The organism is Stutzerimonas sp. NM35 (assembly GCF_054604355.1).
This window is the reverse complement of record NZ_CM137728.1, coordinates 2911017-2930902: the sequence shown is the minus strand read 5'-3', so window position 1 is coordinate 2930902 and position 19886 is coordinate 2911017. Positions and strand designations below refer to the sequence as shown.

Annotated in this window: 17 protein-coding genes; 6 read left to right on the top strand and 11 right to left on the bottom strand. The window is 63.0% G+C overall.

The annotated features are described in order from the left end of the window. Positions 1–163: 163 nt before the first annotated feature. The 11 genes from lnt to ACYCFC_RS13635 all read right to left on the bottom strand — a co-directional run bounded on the left by lnt (position 164) and on the right by ACYCFC_RS13635 (position 11204). Positions 164–1675, bottom strand: coding sequence for an apolipoprotein N-acyltransferase (gene lnt / locus ACYCFC_RS13685; protein ID WP_459651935.1), 1512 nt, complete (start codon positions 1673–1675; stop codon positions 164–166). 94 nt (positions 1676–1769) lie between these two features. Further along, on the bottom strand, positions 1770–2615 hold the full coding sequence (locus ACYCFC_RS13680) for an HlyC/CorC family transporter (RefSeq protein WP_459651934.1): 846 nt from the start codon (positions 2613–2615) through the stop codon (positions 1770–1772). A gap of 39 nt (positions 2616–2654) precedes the next feature. Continuing rightward, positions 2655–3122 carry an rRNA maturation RNase YbeY gene (ybeY, locus tag ACYCFC_RS13675; RefSeq protein ID WP_459651933.1) on the bottom strand — a complete coding sequence of 156 codons (468 nt, stop codon included), beginning with the start codon at positions 3120–3122 and terminating at the stop codon, positions 2655–2657. Next, positions 3115–4107, bottom strand: a complete 993-nt coding sequence (locus ACYCFC_RS13670; protein ID WP_459651932.1) for a PhoH family protein — start codon at positions 4105–4107, stop codon at positions 3115–3117. Before ACYCFC_RS13670 ends, ybeY begins: the two co-directional genes overlap by 8 nt. 193 nt (positions 4108–4300) lie before the next feature. Further along, positions 4301–5629, bottom strand: a complete 1329-nt coding sequence (gene miaB / locus ACYCFC_RS13665; protein ID WP_459651931.1) for a tRNA (N6-isopentenyl adenosine(37)-C2)-methylthiotransferase MiaB — start codon at positions 5627–5629, stop codon at positions 4301–4303. A 223-nt stretch (positions 5630–5852) separates the two neighbouring features. Beyond that, positions 5853–6827 carry an IS110 family RNA-guided transposase gene (locus ACYCFC_RS13660; protein ID WP_459651930.1) on the bottom strand — a complete coding sequence of 325 codons (975 nt, stop codon included), beginning with the start codon at positions 6825–6827 and terminating at the stop codon, positions 5853–5855. A gap of 314 nt (positions 6828–7141) precedes the next feature. Next, positions 7142–7666 carry a tetratricopeptide repeat protein gene (locus tag ACYCFC_RS13655; protein WP_181082923.1) on the bottom strand — a complete coding sequence of 175 codons (525 nt, stop codon included), beginning with the start codon at positions 7664–7666 and terminating at the stop codon, positions 7142–7144. 119 nt (positions 7667–7785) lie between these two features. Beyond that, entirely contained in the window at positions 7786–8424 is a 639-nt protein-coding gene (locus ACYCFC_RS13650) for a hypothetical protein (protein ID WP_459651929.1), read from the bottom strand. Continuing rightward, on the bottom strand, positions 8421–9704 hold the full coding sequence (hemL, locus tag ACYCFC_RS13645; RefSeq protein ID WP_459651928.1) for a glutamate-1-semialdehyde 2,1-aminomutase: 1284 nt from the start codon (positions 9702–9704) through the stop codon (positions 8421–8423). The genes ACYCFC_RS13650 and hemL overlap by 4 nt, the downstream gene beginning before the upstream one ends. A gap of 66 nt (positions 9705–9770) precedes the next feature. Further along, positions 9771–10406, bottom strand: coding sequence for a thiamine phosphate synthase (gene thiE / locus ACYCFC_RS13640; protein WP_459653995.1), 636 nt, complete (start codon positions 10404–10406; stop codon positions 9771–9773). A gap of 3 nt (positions 10407–10409) precedes the next feature. After that, positions 10410–11204, bottom strand: a complete 795-nt coding sequence (locus ACYCFC_RS13635; RefSeq protein ID WP_459651927.1) for a hydroxymethylpyrimidine/phosphomethylpyrimidine kinase — start codon at positions 11202–11204, stop codon at positions 10410–10412. 211 nt (positions 11205–11415) lie between these two features. On the opposite strand from ACYCFC_RS13635, the gene ACYCFC_RS13630 reads away from it, so the two are divergent. From ACYCFC_RS13630 to cas6e, 6 genes are all read left to right on the top strand, one after another. After that, positions 11416–13059 carry an acyl-CoA dehydrogenase family protein gene (locus tag ACYCFC_RS13630; protein ID WP_459651926.1) on the top strand — a complete coding sequence of 548 codons (1644 nt, stop codon included), beginning with the start codon at positions 11416–11418 and terminating at the stop codon, positions 13057–13059. A gap of 224 nt (positions 13060–13283) precedes the next feature. Further along, positions 13284–14378, top strand: coding sequence for a hypothetical protein (locus tag ACYCFC_RS13625; RefSeq protein WP_459651925.1), 1095 nt, complete (start codon positions 13284–13286; stop codon positions 14376–14378). A gap of 172 nt (positions 14379–14550) precedes the next feature. Further along, the gene (gene cas3 / locus ACYCFC_RS13620) at positions 14551–17175 is read left to right on the top strand and encodes a CRISPR-associated helicase Cas3' (protein WP_459651924.1); all 2625 of its coding nucleotides are present in this window, start codon (positions 14551–14553) and stop codon (positions 17173–17175) included. A 3-nt stretch (positions 17176–17178) separates the two neighbouring features. Then, positions 17179–18684, top strand: coding sequence for a type I-E CRISPR-associated protein Cse1/CasA (casA, locus tag ACYCFC_RS13615; RefSeq protein ID WP_459651923.1), 1506 nt, complete (start codon positions 17179–17181; stop codon positions 18682–18684). Positions 18685–18688: 4 nt separating this feature from the next. Next, entirely contained in the window at positions 18689–19231 is a 543-nt protein-coding gene (casB, locus tag ACYCFC_RS13610; RefSeq protein ID WP_459651922.1) for a type I-E CRISPR-associated protein Cse2/CasB, read from the top strand. Then, on the top strand, positions 19228–19872 hold the full coding sequence (cas6e, locus tag ACYCFC_RS13605; RefSeq protein ID WP_459651921.1) for a type I-E CRISPR-associated protein Cas6/Cse3/CasE: 645 nt from the start codon (positions 19228–19230) through the stop codon (positions 19870–19872). The genes casB and cas6e overlap by 4 nt, the downstream gene beginning before the upstream one ends. Positions 19873–19886: the final 14 nt, after the last annotated feature.

The following is a 19886-nucleotide window of genomic DNA, read 5'->3' as shown; positions in this document are numbered from 1 at the left end:
ATCGTCGGATTACACCTTCGGAAACCCGGATTACGCCTTCGGCTAATCCAGGCTACGGTCTGTCCGGTTTTGTAGGATGGAATCGCCGCAGGCGCTTCCGTCGTTTAATCAATCCACCACGCGATCGGGTCACGCTTTGGCGAGCCGAGGGCAGGGTGAGTCGTTATCCGTTTCTCCGCCTGAACACCGCCCAGCCCAGCAGCACCGCGCACAGCACGATCAGCGGCCAGGAGCGCCATTGCAGGTAGGGCGTCAGGCCCTGCATGGGCGTGACTTCACCGTAGAGCACGGCTTGCTCGAACGCTGGAATCCGTTCGGTGATACGACCGTAGGGGTCGATCAGGACGGTGACGCCATTGTTGGTGGCGCGAATCATCCAGCGACCGGCTTCCAGCGCGCGCATCTGGGCCATCTGCAGGTGTTGCAGCGGGCCGATGGAGCGCCCGAACCAGGCGTCGTTGCTGACGGTAAGGAGGATGTCGCTCTGCGCGGCGAGGCTGGCGGCGAACTCGGGGTAGACCACCTCGTAGCAGATGAAGGGGGCGATTTGGTAACCCTTGGCCTGTAGCAGCGGCTGCCCCGGCTCGCCACGGGCGAAGTCGGACATGGGCAGGTCGAAGAAGGCGATCAGCCCGCGCAGCATGTCCTGCAGCGGTACATATTCGCCGAAGGGCACCAGCTTCTGCTTGAGGTAGGTGCCCTGGGCGTCGCCGGTGCTGGTCAGGCCGTTGTAGTAGCGCAGTTCGCCGTCCGCGTTCGGCTGGCGCACGGGTACGCCGGTGATCAGCGCCGACTGCCGGTCCTCGGCGAAGCGGCTCATCATGCCCAGATAGCCTTCGGCGTGATCCTTGAGGATCGGCACCGCCGTTTCCGGCCAGACGATAAGGTCGGCAGGGCGGCTGCGGAAGGTCATGTCGCGGTAGAGCAGCAGCTGCATTTCGAGCTTTTGCGGGTCCCATTTGAGGCTCTGGGCGACGTTGCCCTGCATGGCCGCGACGCTGATGGACGCGCCCCTGGCGTTGGTCCAGGCATGCTGGCCGAGACCCAGTGCGCCGCCCCAGAGCACAACCAGCATCACCAGAGCAGTGCCCAGCGCGGCCTTGCGTGCCAGCAGGCGTGGCAGCTGGATGAGCAGGGCTGCGCTCAGTGCGATCACGAAGCTCAGCAGCCAGACGCCGCCCAGCGGCGCGAGTCCGGCCAGCGGGCCTTCGAGCTGGCTATAACCGACGTACAGCCAGGGAAAACCGGTCAGTACCCAGCCGCGCAGGGCGTCCAGGGCAAGCCAGAGGGCGGCGAAGGCCAGCGCGTCGGGCAGGGGGGCGTTCGTCTGGCGCAGCCAGCGTACCCAGACCCAGCCCAGCAGGGCGAAGAACAGCGCAAGCCCCGCGACGAAACCCAGCGTCAGGGCACCGGCAAGCAATGGTGGCGCGGAGCCGAAGTCGTGGATGCTGACATACACCCAGCTGACACCCGAGGCGAACAGGCCGAAGCCATAGCACCAGCCACGGCCCGCGGCCTGCTTCGCAGCCGGTTCGCGCAGGCCGAGATAAAGCAGGCCGACCGAGAGCAGCGCCAGCGGCCAGATATCGAAGGGCGCCAGCGAGAGGGTGGTCAGGGCGCCAGCGGCCAGCGCCAGCAGGTTGCCCGGCCAGCCGGAGCGGGTGATCCAGTGCATCGGCAAATCCTTTGAAAGACGATAGAAGCCGATAGAAGCGCTTGAGGCTGGAAGGCTGGACGAAGGGCCGATCCCGCTCCAGCCTCCCGCTGTGCTAGCGGTTTTCCGCCATGCGGGTGAGTCGCAGCATATGCACGCGGCGGCTGTCGGCGTTGAGAACACGGAAGCGGAAGTGGTCTATCTCCACCACCTCGTTGCGTTTGGGCAGGTGGCCGAAGCTGTTCATGACCAGGCCGGCGACCGTATCGAATTCTTCGTCGGGAAATTCGCTCTGAAAGAACTCGTTGAAGCTGTCGATGGGCGTCAGCGCCTTGACCAGGAAATCACCGCTGGGCAGCGGGCGAATGTAGCTGTCTTCCTCGATATCGTGTTCGTCCTCGATATCGCCGACGATCTGCTCAAGTACGTCCTCGATGGTCACCAGGCCGGCGACGCCGCCGTACTCGTCGATGACGATGGCCATGTGGCTGTGGTTGGCGCGGAACTCGCGCAACAGCACGTTGAGGCGCTTGGATTCGGGGACGAAGGTCGCCGGGCGCAGCAGGTCCTTGATGTCGAAGTTGGGCTGCTCGTCCTGCAGGATCAGCGGCAGCAGATCCTTGGCCAGCAGCACGCCGATCACTTCGTCGAGGCTGTCGCCAACCACGGGGTAGCGCGAGTGCGCGGCGGAGATGATCGCCGGCAGGAACTCCTTCGGCGACTGGTCGGCCCTGATACTCATCACCTGCGAGCGCGGCACCATGATGTCGCGTACCTGCAGGTCGGCGACCTGGATGGCGCCCTCGACGATAGCCAGGGCTTCGCTGTCGAGCAGTTTGTTCTGGTGGGCGCCGCGCAGGGTCTCCAGCAGTTCTTCGCGGCTTTTCGGCTCCTGGGCAAAAGCCTGGGTGATTTTTCCAAACCACGACTTCTGCCCGTTGCTCGATCGATCTTCGCTCATGTCTTTGACTCGATGCTCTCTTGTAGATGCCCGTTCGGGTTATTCATCGGCGTAGGGGTCGGGGTGACCCAGTTCGGCCAGCAGTTGTCGTTCGAGGCTTTCCATTTCTTCGGCTTCATCGTCGTCGATGTGGTCGTAGCCGAGCAGGTGCAGGCAGCCGTGGATGACCAGATGCGCCCAGTGCGCCTGCAGCGCCTTGCCCTGTTCGGCGGCTTCACGCTCGACCACCGGCACGCAGATGACCAGATCGCCGAGCAGGGGAATGTCCAGCAGCGGCACGCCGCCCGGACCTTCCGGCACATCGGCGGGAAACGACAGCACGTTGGTGGCGTAATCCTTCTGCCGCCAGGTGCGGTTCAGTTCGCGGCCTTCGGGCTCATCGACCAGGCGAATGGTCAGTTCGGAGTCCGCACTGCGCTGGCGCAGGGCCAGTTCGCACCAGCGGCGCAGGTCCGCCTCGGCGGGCGTTGCACCGCTGCTGGCACACTGCAGATCGAGTTCAATCACGGGCTGGCCTGCTCGCAGGCGGCTGTTTGTCTTCGAAGGCCTCGTAGGCTTCGACGATGCGTTGCACCAGCGGGTGGCGCACCACGTCCTTGGCCTGGAAGTGGGTGAAGCTGATGCCGTTGACGTCCTTGAGCACGTCGATCACATGGGTCAGGCCGGATTTGGTGCCGCGCGGCAGGTCGACCTGGGTGATGTCGCCGGTGATCACCGCGGTGGAGCCGAAGCCGATCCGGGTGAGGAACATCTTCATCTGTTCCAGCGTGGTGTTCTGGCTTTCGTCGAGGATGATGAAGCTGTTGTTCAGTGTGCGACCGCGCATATAGGCCAGCGGCGCGATCTCGATCACCTGCTTCTCGATCAGCCGCGCCACGTGCTCGAAGCCGAGCATTTCGTAGAGCGCGTCGTACAGCGGGCGCAGGTAGGGGTCGATCTTCTGCGCGAGGTCGCCAGGCAGGAAGCCGAGTTTCTCGCCGGCTTCCACCGCCGGGCGCACCAGCAGGATGCGGCGGATCTGCTCGCGCTCCAGCGCATCGACGGCGCAGGCGACGGCCAGATAGGTCTTGCCGGTGCCCGCCGGGCCGATGCCGAAGTTGATGTCGTTATCGAGGATCGACTGCACGTAGCGCTGCTGGTTGGCGCCGCGCGGGCGAATGTTGCCCTTGCGGGTGCGCAGTGAAATGTTCGGCGTGGTGGAGGGGTTGACCAGCTCCTCCATGCCCGATTCCTGTAGAAACAGGTGAACCAGGTCCGGCGACAGCTCGGTGCTCTTGGTCTCGCGGTACAGGCGACGCAGCAGGCTTTCGGCAGATCGGGCGACATCGCTCGGGCCAACCAGCTCGAACTGGTTGCCGCGGTTGCGAATCTCCAGGTCCAGGCGCCGTTCGATCAGTCGCAGGTGCTCGTCGAATTGGCCGCAGAGATTGGCGAAGCGATTGGCTTCGAAGGGTTCGAGGGTAAAACGTAGCGGTTCGGTGGGGGCGTTCAAGGGCTTTTGATTGACCGTGCTCGGCAGATAAGGAACTGAAGAATAGCGCTGTAGAAGGAAAAAAGCAGCGGCAAGCAATCACGCAGCTGAATGACATTCCCGTAGGGCCGAATGCATTCGGACAATGGGCGTGGCCGAACACGTTCGGCCCTACGGTACGGGGTAAGGCGCAACAGCCCAACCTGGTCTGGCTTCAGCCGAGCAGGGTGCCACGCAACGAGTGCGGCAGGGCGTCGTCGATGTGCACGTCGACGAACTGGCCGATCAGGCGCGGGTTGTCGCAGCGGAAGTTGACGATACGGTTGTGCTCGGTGCGACCCTGGAGCATGCCGGGGTCTTTCTTCGAGTAATCCGTGACCAGGATGCGCTGGGTGGTGCCCGCCATCCGCCGGCTGTGTTCGAAGCCCTGCTGGTTGATCCGTTGTTGCAGGATCGCCAGGCGTTGCTTCTTCACCTCTTCCGGGGTGTCGTCGGCCAGGTCCGCCGCCGGCGTGCCGGGGCGCGAGCTGTAGACGAAGGAGTAGGAGAAGTCGAAACCGATGTCTTCGATCAGCTTCATGGTCTGCTCGAAATCCTTGTCGGTCTCGCCGGGGAAACCGACGATGAAGTCCGAGCTGATCAGCATGTCCGGCACCGCCGCCTTGAGCTTGCGGATGCGCGACTTGTACTCCAGCGCCGTGTGGTTGCGCTTCATGCCGGCCAGTACGCGATCGGAGCCGGACTGCACGGGCAGGTGCAGGTACTTCACCAGCTCCGGCACCTCGGCGTGCGCCTGGATCAGGGCGTCGGAGAATTCCAGCGGATGGCTGGTGGTGTAGCGGATGCGGTCGATGCCGTCGATGGCGGCCACCACGCGGATCAGCTCGGCCAGGTCAGCGGTACGTCCGTCATGGGTCGCGCCGCGATAGCCGTTGACGTTCTGCCCGAGCAGGGTGACTTCGCGCACGCCGTGCTCGGCCAGGTGGATCACCTCGGCCAGCACGTCATCGAAGGGCCGGCTGACTTCCTCGCCACGGGTATAGGGCACCACGCAGAAGGTGCAGTACTTGCTGCAGCCTTCCATGACCGAGACGTAGGCCGTCGGGCCGTCGACGCGGGGCTCCGGCAGGCGGTCGAATTTCTCGATTTCGGGGAAGGAGATATCCACCTGCGGCTGCTGGGTGGTGCGCGCCGCGTCGATCATTTCCGGCAGGCGATGCAGGGTCTGCGGGCCGAATACCACGTCCACGTAGGGCGCGCGGTCGCGGATCGCCGCGCCTTCCTGACTGGCCACGCAACCGCCGACGCCGATGACCAGCTCGGGATTGTCCTGCTTCAGTTCGCGCCAGCGACCCAGCTGCGAAAAGACTTTCTCCTGCGCCTTCTCGCGTATCGAACAGGTGTTGAGCAGAATCACATCGGCCTCGGCCGGATTGCTGGTGATTTCGAGCGGCTGCTGTTCGCCCAGCAGGTCCACCATGCGCGAGCTGTCGTACTCGTTCATCTGGCAGCCGTGGGTTTCGATGTAGAGCTTGCGGGTCATGTTACGGGCCGGCGTTGTGCAAAAAATGACCGGCGATTATAGGCGCAGGAAGAGGGGGAGAAAAGCGTAAGAGCAGCGGCAAGCTTCAAGCCGCAAGCTTCAAGTAAAAGGGCTGCCGCATGGCGGGAGCTTGTAGGGCCGAACTTGTTCGGCTGCGCATCTTTGACCGAATGAATTCGGCCCTACAGGTGGCGGTCGTCAGCTGTAGATACCGTCTTGCCCCTCACTTCGCAATAGCGAGTTCGGGGTTGAACGGTTCGCCGGATTTCAACACGCCATAGGCGATACAGAGCAATTTACGCATCGCCGCGCAGATGATCTGTTTGCCGGCTTTGCCTCTGGCTTTCATCCGCTCGACCATTGCCCGAATGGCAGGGTTACGGCTCATGGACGTAATGGCTGGCATGTAGAGCCCTGCGCGCAAGCTGGCCGACCCCATGCGGGAAATCCGCACATATCCTTTGAGTATTCCCGAGTCCTGTAGCTTGGGATTGAGCCCTGCAAAAGCGGTGACCGCTCGGCTGCTGTCGAAGCGTTGAATGTCCCCCAGTTCAGCCAGCAGAAGCGCTGCTGTCCGCTCAGCAATGCCGTCGATGCTCGAGAGCAGGTCACGCTGGCCGCGCAAGTCATCGTTGTCGTCGAAATGCTGCTTGATCGCTTCCAGCGTCTCGGCGATTTGCTGGCGTAAATGTTCAAGAACCGACTCGATCGACGCCTTGACCTTGGTCTCGCGGGTCACGTCCAGGCGGTTCTGTTCCATCTGCTCCAGCTCCTGAAGATCCTTCAGGCGATGCACCAGGGCCTTGAGGCGGCGAATGGACGGTGGATCAGGCTGCCAAGCACGCAGCTTGGCCTGATGCAGGCTGCCATAATCGGCAATGAGCTTGGCGTCGACCTTGTCGGTCTTCACCCGCTGCAATTGGCTGCGGGCGTAATAGGCAACTTGGGCCGGGTTGAGGACGCACACCCGGTAACCTCGCGCGAGCAGCCATTCGGCCAGGGCTTCGTAGTAGATGCCCGTCGCCTCCATGACGACCCATGCCTGCGGCTCGGCGTACTTGAGCAGCCATTGCTGGAACACCTCAAAGCCTGCTGAGTCATTGGTCAGCTTGCCTTTGGTGCGGTGCTTGCCGTTGCTCTGCAAGGTTGCGATGTCGAATGTGTGTTTGGCGATGTCGACGCCAACGACTATGGCCATGGTTTTCCTCCTCAGTGAACGGATAGATCGTCACTGCATCCGTCCTACCTTGCTAATGCGAGCTCGTGGCTCAAGATACCGTTCGGACTTACTGGATGAGTGCGGAGGAGTGCAGCGTTATCTACGTCACAAGCTCGAAGCTTAAGGGCGGGTACTACTTGCACTCTCTCCCCCGATGATCAGCCGGGGACTATCGCCTCCTGAAAGGCTGCAGTCGAGATACAAGGTCGGGTCACGCTTCATCGACCCGACGAACGGAGCCTCGGTGGATGTAAAAAGCGACATCCACCTTACGCTGGCTTGCAGCTTGCAGCTTATTCCCCCGCCGTCTGCAGCTTCATCAGGTAGTCGCGGAAAATCTGCCCCAGAACCTGGGTGGCGATCTCCAGTTCATCGCGGCGCATCTGGGCGGAGACCCGGTCAGCAGTGTCCAGTGCCTCTTCTTCGCCATTGACCGCCGACATTTTCAGAACCACATAGGCCTGTACATTGTTCGCCGGCACGCCTTCGCCACGGAAGAACATCACCCCGAGGCGATGCTGCGCCAACGCATGGCCCTGCAGCGACGCCTGCTCGAACCAGTACAGCGCCTTGGGCAGATCGCGCGGCGCCTGCCGACCGTCATAGTGGTATTCGCCCAGTTCGTAGCTGGCCTGTACGTCGCCCTCGCTGGCGACCTGCTCGCAGGCGCGCAGGGCTTCACGTACGGTTTCGGGGGCGGTATTCAGGGCGCAGCGTGAGGTTGCCGGGATCAGCAGTGAATTACCGCCCGCGAAGACTGGCAGGGACGTGAGAAGCAGCAGGCAGCCAAGGGCAAGGCTGCGACCGGTGCGAGTCATGAATCAAAGCGCCTCGACGATCAGGGCGGTGATTGAAATATCGGCAGAAACGAGCCGACCGTCACATTATGGATAAGCCGTTGCCGGCTTACAAAGGCTTTCATGGTTGGCCAGGGTTTTTATACCTGTTCAAGGCTTTGCTCGCATTCGCCGAGGAGCAGATTGAGCAGCAGCCAGGCGGTGACCGGGCAGGCTAGCGCCAGGCATAACTGTTGATAGCTGGCCAGCGGATTGTCGCCAATCGACAGCCCTGTCCAGGGCAATGCCGCCAGTAGCAGCACACCGCCCACGCTCCCGGCAGCGGCTTGTTGGCGTGCAGGCCATTGCAGCAGGCCGGCATGAATCACCAGCAGGGCGCTGAGCAGGCCCAGCGTCAGGGCGTAAGGGTCGCCCCAGCCCAGTTGCCGCGCCAGCTCGAAGAACGCGCACAAGCCGAGCACTACACGGCCCCAGGCGGGGCGGCTCCAGTTCCACTGGCGGGCGAATGTCAGCGCAACCAGGCCGAGCAGCGGCAAGCCGAGCAACAGGGTCGCGCGTAGCAGCCAGCGTTCGGCCTCCAAGGTATCGAGGCCGAACGCCAGGCGTGCCACGGCGCTGGCGCCGATACCGGCGGCAAGCGCGAAGGCGAGCAACGCACAGAACAGCGCAGGTTGCCGTGGCTCGGCGTAACCACGCCGGGCCAGGCCGATGCGGATGGCGCTGGCCGCTGCGCAGAGGGTCAGCAGTGTGGCTTGCAGCAGTTCGGGAAGCAGGCTCATTTGAGTGTGGCGAAGGCCCGTTCGGCGGCATCCAGGGTCAGTTGCAGCTCCCTGTCGCCATGCGCGATGGAGGTAAAGCCCGCTTCGAATGCACTGGGTGCCAGGTAAACGCCGCCGTCGAGCATCGCGTGGAAGAATTGCTTGAAGCGCTCGGCATCGCTCTGCATCACGTCATCGAAGGTGACGATGTCGTCCGCTCCGCTGAAATAGAGGCCGAACATACCGCCGACCTGGGTGGTGACGAAGGGGATGCCGGCGGCATCGGCGCGATCCTGCAGGCCCTGCAGCATGCGGCTGGTGTAGTCGGTCAGTTCGGCGTGAAAGCCGGGGCGGCTGATCAGCTTGAGCGTGGTCAGGCCGGCGGCCATCGCCAGCGGATTGCCCGAAAGCGTACCGGCCTGGTAGACCGGGCCGAGCGGGGCGATGCACTCCATGATGGCGCGCTTGCCGCCGAAGCAGCCGACCGGCATACCGCCGCCGATGATCTTGCCGAAGGTGGTCAGGTCCGGGGTGACGCCGAAATGCGCCTGCGCCCCGCCAAGGGCGACGCGGAAACCGGTCATCACCTCGTCGAAAATCAGCACCACGCCATGCTTGTCGCACTGTTCGCGCAGGCCTTCGAGGAAGCCCGGTGCCGGCGGCACGCAATTCATGTTACCGGCCACCGGCTCGACGATGATGCATGCGACTTCTTTGCCCACATTGGCGAGCATTTCCTCGACCGCCGGCAGATCGTTGAATGGCAGGGTCAGGGTGTGTTGGGCGAATGCCGCCGGCACACCGGCGGAGCTGGGCACGCCTTGGGTCAGCGCGCCGGAACCGGCCTTGACCAGCAGGCTGTCGGAGTGACCGTGGTAGCAGCCTTCGAACTTGATGATGCTGTCGCGACCGGTGTAACCACGGGCCAGGCGGATCGCGCTCATGGTCGCTTCGGTGCCGGAGCTGACCATGCGCACCATGTCCATCGAAGGCACCATGCTGCAGACCAGTTCGGCCATTTCGGTTTCCATCGCCGTCGGCGCGCCGTAGGACAGGCCGTGTTGCAACTGGCGACGCACCGCGTCGAGCACCTCGGGATGGCTGTGGCCGAGAATCATCGGTCCCCAGGAGCCGACGTAATCGACATAGCGCTTGCCGTCTTCGTCCGTCACATAGGCGCCTTCGGCATGCTTGAGAAACAGCGGCGTGCCACCCACGCTGCGGAAGGCGCGCACCGGCGAATTGACGCCACCGGGGATGTGGGTCTGGGCGCTGGCGAAGAGGATCTCGGAACGGGACATGTTGGGCCTCGCGGTAATAAAGGAATCAATGATGTGCTGATGCAACCGACACTGCCATGACGTCGATCAGCCGTCGACGAACAGCGCGCTGAATGCCCGCGCACGGCGTTCGACTTCGCGGGCGGATTCGGCGGCGAACAATGCGTGGACCACCGCTATCAGGCTGGCGCCGCAGGCGATCAGCCGTGGGGCGTTGTCCAGGGTCACGCCACCAATGGCGACGATCGGCAGGTCGATGCGCTGGCGTGCCTGCTCGAGCATTTCCAGGGTGGCGGCGGGGGCGCCGGGTTTGGTGCTGGAGTTGAAGAAGCGCCCGAAGGCGACATAGCTGGCGCCCTCGCGGCGTGCCTGTTCGGCCAGCTCCGGACTGGCATGGCAGGTGGCGCCGATGATCGTGCGTCCACCGAGCAGGGCACGGGCAGCCGCCAGCGAGCCGTCTTCCTGGCCCAGATGCAGGCCGACGCCCAGACGTGCGGCGAGTTCGGCATCGTCGTTGATGATGAGTGTCGCGCCATGGCGCTCGCACAGCTCGCGCAAGGCGTCGGCTTCACGCAGGCGAATGGCGGCGTTGCCGGACTTGTCGCGGTACTGCAGCAGGCGGGCACCGCCCCTGAGGGCCGCTTCGGCATAGGACAGCAGGCGTCCGTCGGCCAGCAGCGTGCTGTCGGTGATGGCATAGAGGCCGCGGAGAGTGGCCGTCATCATTCAGATCAGCTCCAGTGGCAGTCGCCGGGGAATGTACTGGCCACGACCAGGCGCTTCGGCGTCACGCAGGGTACGCCAGGTGTAATCGAGGGCGGACTTCACCGCGCTGGCGAGCCCTTCGCCCAGTGCCAGGCGCCCGGCGAGCGCGCTGGCCAGGGTGCAGCCGGAGCCGTGATAGCTGCCTGGCAGGCGTTCGCAGCTGAATTCGTGACGGCTGCCGTCACGCGAGTAGAGGCGGTTGAGCACGTCGCGCTCGTCGCCGTGCCCGCCGGTGATCAGCAGGTGCCTGATGAAGGGCAGCAGCTTCTCGGCGCACTCATCGGCGCTGCCTTCGGGCAGTTCGGCGAGGATGCGTGCTTCGGGGAGATTTGGCGTGGCGATGGTGGCGACCGGCAGTAGCCGCTCGCGCATGGCGTAGCCGACTTCATTCCTGCCCAGCGCGCCACCGCCGCCGGCGCGCAGCACCGGGTCGCACACGAGTGGCACGCCGGGCAGTTTATGCATGATTTCCAGCACCGTTTCGACCATTTCCACGGAGCCGAGCATGCCCAGTTTGACGGCGGCAACCGGCAGGTCGGCGATCACCGCATGGGCCTGCGCCAGTACCCATTCGCGATCCAGTACGCGGAAGTCGGAGACATCCACGGTGTCCTGCACGGTCAGCGCGGTAATGGTCGGCGCGGCGTGGCAACCCTGGGCGATCAGGGCCTCAATATCTGCCTGCAGGCCCGCACCACCACTCGGGTCGTGGCCGGAGAGGCAAAGAACGACAGGGCGAGAGCAAGGGCCGGTCATCGAAAGGTTCCCCGAATACATAGTGTGTGAAAGTGGCCAGGGTGGCCGGATGTATGGCGTGCGAGCTTACCACCATTCATCCAGTGCGGCCCGCGCGCCTCTACTGTCGGAGCGATGGGGTACGCATGGTTTTGGCCGAAACCCCGCTTTTCAATACCAGCCTGCGTGCTTCACTTTCCTGACACCTTCCCGTCAGCCGAGGACGTTCGCCATGAGCCTGCATTCATACGCCGAAACCCACGAGGTGACCAATCAGGTGCCGCCGCTCGATGGCGCCAACCTTTATCGTCTCGACCTGCCATTGCAGGAGTGGGTGCGGCGCTACCAGGGCGGCTGGGCCGAAGCACGGCTGGAGGTCTACGGTGCGCTGGCCGGTGGCCCGCTGATGGCGGCTGGCTTTCTCGCCAATGAGAACAGGCCGGTATTCAAGAGCCATGACCGCTATGGCCACCGCATCGACGTGGTGGAATTTCATCCCGCCTACCACGAACTGATGCACACGGCGGTCGAGCATCGCATTCCCTCGCTGCCCTGGACCGATCCGCAGCCCGGCGCGCATGTCGCCCGCGCGGGGCTGATGTATCTGCACAACCAGGCCGAGGCGGGCAGCAGCTGTCCGCTGACCATGACCTTCGCCAGCGTTCCGGCCCTGCGGCTGCAGCCTGAGCTCGCCGAACGCTGGTTGCCGAAGATACTGTCCGTTGAATATGATCCACGCAATGTGTCCATGGAGCAGAAGGCCGGGTTGACCATCGGCATGGCCATGACCGAGAAGCAGGGCGGCACCGACGTGCGCGCCAACACCACCCGCGCTTGGCCGGTTGGTACGGGCGGGCCGGGGCAGCCTTACGAGCTGGTCGGGCACAAGTGGTTCTGCTCGGCGCCGATGTGCGATGCCTTTCTCACGCTGGCGCAGACCGACAAGGGCCTGTCGTGCTTTCTGCTGCCGCGCCACCGCCCGGATGGCTCGCGCAACGCCTTCTATATCCAGCGCCTGAAGAACAAGCTGGGCAACTGGGCCAACGCCTCCAGCGAAGTCGAATACCGTGGCGCGCTGGCCTGGATGATCGGCGAGGAAGGGCGCGGCGTGCCGACCATCATCGAAATGGTCGGCATGACCCGCTTCGACTGCATGATCGGCTCCAGTTCGCTGATGCGCCAGGCGCTGAGCCAGGCGCTGCACCACTGCACCTACCGCCACGTTGGCGGTCGCGCGCTGATCGAACAACCGCTGATGCGCAACGTGCTGGCCGATCTCGCCCTGGAAAGCGAAGCCGCGCTGGCGCTGACCCTGCGCATGGGGCACGCGCTGGACAATCTGCACGATGAACAACAAGCCAGATTCGCCCGGCTGGTCACCGCCGTCGGCAAATACTGGATCTGCAAGCGCGCACCGCAAATGATCGCCGAGGCCAGCGAATGCCTGGGTGGCGCCGGCTACGTCGAGGACAGCATCCTGCCGCGCCTGTACCGCGAGGCGCCGGTCAACTCCATCTGGGAAGGCTCCGGCAACGTGCAGTGCCTGGACGTGCTGCGTGCGTTGTCGAGGGAAACCGGCGTGCTCGATGCGCTGATGACCGAGCTGGGTGATGGGCATGGCGATGCGCGTCTCAAGGCACATATCGAGCGGCTCGGCACCGCCTTGCGCGACACCGACGATATCCAGCTCCGTGCCCGTCAACTCACCGAGGATATCGCCGTGGTGCTGCAAGCGAAGCTGCTGCTGGAGGCCGGCAATGCGGCAGTCAGCGATGCCTTTATCGGCAGTCGCCTGGAAGGCCGGGGGCGGGCTTACGGAACCTTGCCGAGGGGCTTCGATATCCAGGCGGTGCTGGGGCGCAGTGCGCTGCAGTAGCGGTTTTCCGTGAACTGCCGAATGAATTCGACGGGTTTAAAAACAGGCCGGCCTCAACAGCTTCACCCTGACGCCCAGGCAGTGGATCGAGCAGGCTGGCGCCATCGGCCTGGTGTCAAAGGCCGGGCGCTATGGCGGCACCTTCGCGCAGAAGGATATCTCTATTCAATTGCTCAACTTTTGTTCACTGATGCCGAAATGATGTCAGTGGCAGGAGGTGAGCGATGCAGATTATTTCGAGTCAACAGTTCGGGCTGAGCGCAGAGCGGCAGTTCATTGCCGGACGCGAGATCAGCGAGACGCTGGATATGCAGCGTGGTGGCGAACGCCTGCAGCTCAGCCGTCATGAGCGCAGCGAGGTACACGGTGCCAGCCGGGCCGAGGTGCAGCTTGACGAGGCGCGTCCGGTGATTTCCGAGCGGCAGCTGGAGCGTCTGGGTGATGGCCTGCCGCAGGCGGCGTCGGCAGTCAGCGGCGAGGAGGCGCAAGCCTTCGACTTCACGCCCGATGAAGAAAGCCTGCACAAGCTGCGCATGCTGCTGGCGGTGCTGGGGCGCAGCGTTGAAGAGATCGACACGACGCTGGGCAAGCTGGCCGATGGGCTGTCCATGCCGCTTGCATCGGCGCCGGCTGCCGCTGCAGAGATTGGCAATGACGACTTTCTCAACTACCAGTACCGCGTACAGGAATGGCGCGGTGAATCGCTGAACGTCGAGGCCAGCGGCACCGTCAACACCGCCGACGGGCGCACGATCCAGTACGGCCTGAGCCTGGAAATGCTCAGCATGCAATACAGCAGCGCCAGCGTCTCGGTCCGCGCCGGCGCCGCCCTCAAGGACCCGCTGGTGCTCAATCTCGACGGCGGCCCGGTACGCCTGGATGGCAGTCGGCGTGTCGATTTCGACCTGCATGCCGATGGCCGCCGCGACAGCATGGCCAGCCTCGCCAGCGGCAGCGCCTTCCTTGCCCTGGATCGTAACGGCAATGGCCGCATCGACGATGGCCGTGAACTGTTCGGCGCCCTTTCTGGCGACGGCTTCGCCGACCTGGGCGCCTATGACGAAGACGGCAACGGTTTCATCGACGAAGGCGACAGCATCTTCGGACAACTTCGCCTGTGGCGCCCGGACGCCCAGGGCAAAGGCGAACTGGTCGACCTGCTCACCGCCGGCGTAGGCGCCATCGGCCTGGCGCGCGCCTACGGCGACTTCGACCTGGTTGCCCAGCAGCAACTGGAAGGACGGGTGAGGAGCACCGGATTCTTCCTGTTCGAAGATGGCCAGGCGGGTAGTGTGCAGCAGATTGATTTGGCGATTTGAGGGCGCCGTTGCAGGTGTATGGACACTTGCAACGTTAAAACTTCGTTAGCTGCGTCTTTTTCTAGCCATCCGAAGGAGCGGCCTCCGCTTAAAATTGTCTGTTTTTTTCTCCGGTCTTTTGTTGCCGGGCCTTGATCGTTAGTATCCAGAGTGTAGCCAATAGCCATGATTGATGGCCTGGTTCCTCAACAATCAGGGACGAACGATGTGGCAGCGGCGACAGGCAAAGGAATCATCAGGTACTTCCAGTATTTCGTTCAGTGCATGCCCTGCGAAAACTTACCTGAACCCTGATAGTGGCGACACGATACTTGGGCGCACGGTCGTCGAGCATTGCCAGATTGTAGGTGAAGTGGCGCAGGCGCTGATCATGCGCTATCCACCGGTCCTGCAATCGTTGCTGTTCCCTGCAGATGCGGCTTTCGCAGCAGCCTGTCACGATATTGGCAAAGTCAGCCCCTGTTTCGTCGAGAAGATTCGCCGGGCCTGTACTCCAGGGCTTTGCGACCTTGCCCCGCTTAGCATCAATCCAGAGTTGGAGCGGCAATGGGGCGGCCATGCTGGTGTCAGCCAGGTGGCGGCCAAGGCGCTTGGTGCGCCGCCCTTCGTGGCGGAAATCCTCGGCCAACACCATGGCTTTTCCCCACCAGTGGCGGGCAGACGATCAAACGATGAGGTCTTTGGGGAGGCACCGTGGCAGGGGCAGCGGGCAGCGCTGTTGGATGAACTAAAGGCCAGGCTCGGCATGGATTGGCCGCAGGTGGGGTCCGTGGAGCAGGCACGGCTGGTTGCGGGGCTGACCTCCGTTGCCGACTGGATCGGCTCCGGTCAGCATTTCGAAAGCCCCGCCATGCCATGGCTGGACAATATTGAGCGGGCGCTGGATGAGGCCGGTTTTATCCCGCCCCGTTACCGTGCCGGTCTGTCCTTTGAGCAGGTGTTTGGCTTTACGCCGCGACTGGCGCAGAGCCAGTTGATCGAGGCGGTGAGCGGGCCGGGCGTCTATGTGCTGGAGGCCCCTATGGGGCTGGGCAAGACCGAGGCAGCGCTGTATGCGGCCTACCGTATGCTGGCCAGCGGCCAGGCCAGCGGTATCTATTTCGCCTTGCCGACCCAGCTCACCTCGAACAAGATCTATGAGCGCTTCAACGAGTTCCTGCAAAACGTTCTGGTAGAGGATTGTCAGCATCGCTCGCTGCTGTTGCATGGCAATGCCTGGTTGCTGGATACCGAAATGGGCGAGGAGGGTCGCCCGGGCGGAGCCTGGTTCAATCAGGCCAAGCGTGGGCTACTGGCACCCTTTGCAGTGGGCACCATCGACCAGGCGCTGATGGCGGCGATGAACGTCAAGCATGGCTTCGTGCGTGCCTTCGGCCTGGCTGGCAAGGTGGTGATCCTCGATGAAGTGCATACCTACGACGCCTACACCGGTACCCTGCTGGATGCCTTGGTCGAGCTGCTGCGCGGCTTGCACTGCACGGTCATCATTCTCAGCGCCACCCTCAATCAGGAGCGCCGCCAACATTTGCTAGATGCTGAGTTGTCCAGCCAGGACTATCCACTGATCACCGCCATTCCCAGGCAACAGGCTGTGGTCGAGTGGCCTGTGGCGGTAGATGCGGGGCAGGAGGTGGCACTGCGCCTGCTGGGGCAGGATGCCGAGGCGATTCAGGAAGCGCTAGACCGGGCCTGTCAGGGGCAGCAGGTACTCTGGATCGAGAACACCGTGGCCGAGGCCCAGCAGCGTTATCTCGATCTGGCCGCCAGGGCCTGTGAACTGGGGCTGGCTTGCGGTTTGCTGCATTCGCGTTTCAGCGTCGATGATCGCCAGCGCATCGAGGCGCACTGGGTCGACCTGTTCGGCAAACGCGGCTGGGGCAAACGTGGTGAGCAGGGGCGAATTCTGGTCGGTACCCAGGTGCTGGAGCAGTCTCTCGACATAGATGCGGATTTTCTGGTCAGTCGCTTTGCCCCCAGCGACATGCTGCTGCAACGCCTGGGGCGTTTGTGGCGTCATGCCGAAACGCCCAGGGCAGAGCCTGCAACCTGCGAAGCCTGGCTGCTGGTCCCGGAACTGGACGCTGCGATTACCGCGCCACAATCAGCCTTCGGCAGTAGCGCCTACGTCTACAGCCCCTATGTGCTGTGTCGCAGTCTGGAGGTTTGGCAGGGACGGGCGTCGCTTTGTCTGCCTTTGGATATTCGTCCGCTGATCGAACAGACGTATGCCGTGCGTGATGAAGACGGAGCCATGGCGCGTTGGCTGTATGAGCTGGACAACGGCACGCAGCGGCGCAAGGGGCGCAAGGCCTTGAACCAGTTGGCCCGGATAACCCTGGCCGAAGGCGGTAAGACCCTGCCGGAAAGTAAGGCGCAGACCCGCTACAGCGAAACGGACAGCTACGAACTATTGCTGTTGCGCGGCTTGGTTCATCTACCGGATGAGCAGGCCAGCCGCTTGGTGTTGCTCGATGGCAGCCAACTTACCCTCCCCAAGCAGCGTCATCGCCTGAGCAAACCGCAGTGGCGGCAACTGACCGCTACTCTGATGCGGCAGATCGTGCCGGTGCGGGTGGGTGATGCGCCCCTGCCGTTGCCCAGAGACACCTTGGAGAAGTTTTACTTGCAGCATTGCTTCTACCTGGGTGACCCGAACTGGACAGATGACGAGAGCTTGCTGCGAGTGGCGTTGGTGGATGAAACCGGGGCCTTGCAAGGCGTGCAGGGCGCACGGCTGCATGACAAGTACTCACTGGATTATCGCGATGACCTGGGCTACCGGGTCATCAAGGACTGAAGGATGCAGAGGATGGAAAACCGCTTCAACCTGATAGACGAACCCTGGATTCCAGTGGCCGATGTTGGCCGGGTCAGTCTGCGGCAGTTGTTCACCTGCCCGGACTACCGGGCGCTGGGTGGCAACCCGGTACAGAAAATTGCCCTGATGAAACTATTGCTGGCTATCGCCCAGGCGGCCTGTACCCCGGCGGATGAACAGGAGTGGCGCGCCCTGGGCGCGCAGGGGCTGGCGCAACGCTGCCTGGTTTATCTGGAGCATTGGCATGAGCGCTTCTATCTGTACGGGGAAAGACCCTTTTTGCAGATGCCGGCCATCGCTGCTGCCGCGCTGCAAAGCTATGGAGCCGTGCTGCCGGAAGTGTCCACCGGTAATACCACGGTACTGAGTCAGGTGCAGGTCGAGCGTGGCCTGGACGATGCGGACAAGGCCGTGCTGTTGGTCAGCCTGATGGCCTTCGCCCTGGCCGGCAAAAAAACCGACAACAGCATCACCCTGACGCCCGGCTATCAGGGCAAACGTAATGACAAGGGTAAGCCTTCCTCCAGTAAGCCCGGGCCGGCTGTGGCGCATATGGGCTTGCTACATAACTTCCTACTGGGTGGCAATCTGTGGCAAAGCCTGTGGCTCAACCTGCTGACGACCGGGCAGATCGAGCAAGCCAATATCTTTCCGCAAGGGCTGGGGACTGCGCCTTGGGAGCAAATGCCGGAAGGCGAGGATTGCACTGTCGCCCAGACGCTCAGGCAATCTTTGCTGGGGCGTCTGGTGCCGTTGTGTCGCTTTTGCCTGCTGGCCGAAAAGGGACTGCACTACTCGGAGGGGCTGGCTCATCCCGGTTATAAGGAGGGCGTCGCCGATCCTTCCGTGGCCATCGACTACTCGGGCAAGGAACCCAAAGCCTTGTGGACGAATCCCGAAAAACGCCCCTGGCGCGAATTGACGGCGCTGCTCGGGTTCTTTTCTCAACAACAGAGTCAGGGCTTTCAAAGCTGGCAGATTCGTGCCGGGCTGGAGCGCGCTCGTGATGTGGCCGAGGTCTTTGCCATCTGGTCGGGTGGCTTGCGGGTCAGCAGCAATGCTGGCGAACAGTACGCCTCTGGCAGTGATGACTTCGTTGAGTCCCAAGTCTGGCTGCATGGCGAGACGCTTGGGCAGAGCTGGTTTATCCAGCTCAAGGCTGAGATGGACGCTCTGGATGAACTCGCCAAAGCGCTTTATGGCCGTGTGATTGGCTACTTCAAGGAACAACTGGTTGATGGCTCCAAGTTGGCGGCGCAGGGCACTCATCTGTTCTGGCAACTTTGCGAGCGGGATTTTCAGACATTGCTGGATAACTGCGAGCAGGACGAGCAGAGCACCGCTCATCGTCGGCGACTACGCCAAACCTTCGCCGCTTATGCACAGCAAGCCTATGACCGTTATTGCCCCAAAGAAACGGCGCGCCAACTCGATGCCTGGGCCAAGTGCCGACCGAACCACAGCAAATATCTGAAGCAGGAGGCATAAGGGGATGGAATCAGTGCAATCCCAGGCGCAAACCCCGCCCGCTAGGGAGGAGCGGTTTATCAGCGGCGTTATCCAGCGTTGCCAGCAGGACAAGGGCCTGGCGGCCCGCCTGCGCCGCGCCGACAACCCGGCCACCGAATACCAGAGCTGGGAACTGCTGGCCGGTTATGGCATTGATCTGGAGGATGAATGGCAACGTTTGCCTTTTGCTACGGTCGCGGCTGCCATCGCCAAAGCTAAAAGCGAGCGTAATGGTGTTCTGAGTCTCGGTAGGGCCATCGCTGCCTGTTACGTCGATGGCCGTGAAAGCAGCCAGGCCAAGGCCCGTTTACGCCGCCTGCTGGCCTGCGACGACTTGGCTGAACTGTGCCGGATTCTGCGGCCACTGTTCTCGTTGATCGACAGCAAGGCAGGTCAGCCGCTCGATTACCTACGCTTGCTACGGCAACTGCGCCGCTTCGGCTTTGCGGGCCAGCAGGTCAAGGCGCAATGGGCGCAGGAATTTTATGGCCAGCCAGCGGCGACGGACGAAGGGGCGGATACATGAGCCTGATCGCCAGTGTGTTGCACCTCGACCGGCAGGCGGTCAAAGCCCTGCGTATCACCGATCCCTATTCCCTGCATCGGGTGGTCTACAGCCTCTATGAGGATGTACGCAGCGCCGAGGCCAAGGCTGCCAGCCAGGCCAGTGGCATTCTCTATGCCGACCAGGGCGGCGACTTTCACGGGCGGAAAATCCTGTTGCTGGCCAATCGTGCGCCGGCGGCCTGCATCGACGGCCAATACGGGCAGGTGCAGAGCAAGCCGATTGCCGAGGGTTTTCTCGATCACGCGCACTACCGCTTCAAGGTGATCATCAATCCCACGCGGCGCGACAGCGCCAGCCGCAAGCTGTTGCCGGTCAAGGGCCGTGATGCCGTGGCCGATTGGTTCTGCCAGCGCGCCGAACAGAGCTGGGGCTTCACGCTGGACCGGCAATACCTACAGGTGGATCGGCTGGAGGTGCTGCAGTTCAGCGCCCAGCAGCAACAGCCGGTCACCCTGGGTCAGGCCCATGTGCAAGGCCAGCTCCGCGTCACCGACCGTGAGCGTTTCCATGACAGCTTTACCCGGGGGATAGGACGGGGCCGTGCCTTCGGCTGTGGCCTGCTGCAAATCGTGCCGCTACTCGACAACCCATTCGCCTGAAAAGGACATTCGCC

Coding starts and splice junctions, on each gene's coding strand:
- lnt (WP_459651935.1), bottom strand. CDS start 1,675: ATGCACTGGATCACCCGCTCCGGCTGGCCGGGCAACCTGCTGGCGCTG.
- ACYCFC_RS13680 (WP_459651934.1), bottom strand. CDS start 2,615: ATGAGCGAAGATCGATCGAGCAACGGGCAGAAGTCGTGGTTTGGAAAA.
- miaB (WP_459651931.1), bottom strand. CDS start 5,629: ATGACCCGCAAGCTCTACATCGAAACCCACGGCTGCCAGATGAACGAG.
- ACYCFC_RS13660 (WP_459651930.1), bottom strand. CDS start 6,827: ATGGCCATAGTCGTTGGCGTCGACATCGCCAAACACACATTCGACATC.
- ACYCFC_RS13655 (WP_181082923.1), bottom strand. CDS start 7,666: ATGACTCGCACCGGTCGCAGCCTTGCCCTTGGCTGCCTGCTGCTTCTC.
- ACYCFC_RS13650 (WP_459651929.1), bottom strand. CDS start 8,424: ATGAGCCTGCTTCCCGAACTGCTGCAAGCCACACTGCTGACCCTCTGC.
- hemL (WP_459651928.1), bottom strand. CDS start 9,704: ATGTCCCGTTCCGAGATCCTCTTCGCCAGCGCCCAGACCCACATCCCC.
- thiE (WP_459653995.1), bottom strand. CDS start 10,406: ATGACGGCCACTCTCCGCGGCCTCTATGCCATCACCGACAGCACGCTG.
- ACYCFC_RS13635 (WP_459651927.1), bottom strand. CDS start 11,204: ATGACCGGCCCTTGCTCTCGCCCTGTCGTTCTTTGCCTCTCCGGCCAC.
- ACYCFC_RS13630 (WP_459651926.1), top strand. CDS start 11,416: ATGAGCCTGCATTCATACGCCGAAACCCACGAGGTGACCAATCAGGTG.
- ACYCFC_RS13625 (WP_459651925.1), top strand. CDS start 13,284: ATGCAGATTATTTCGAGTCAACAGTTCGGGCTGAGCGCAGAGCGGCAG.
- cas3 (WP_459651924.1), top strand. CDS start 14,551: ATGGCCTGGTTCCTCAACAATCAGGGACGAACGATGTGGCAGCGGCGA.
- casA (WP_459651923.1), top strand. CDS start 17,179: ATGCAGAGGATGGAAAACCGCTTCAACCTGATAGACGAACCCTGGATT.
- casB (WP_459651922.1), top strand. CDS start 18,689: ATGGAATCAGTGCAATCCCAGGCGCAAACCCCGCCCGCTAGGGAGGAG.
- cas6e (WP_459651921.1), top strand. CDS start 19,228: ATGAGCCTGATCGCCAGTGTGTTGCACCTCGACCGGCAGGCGGTCAAA.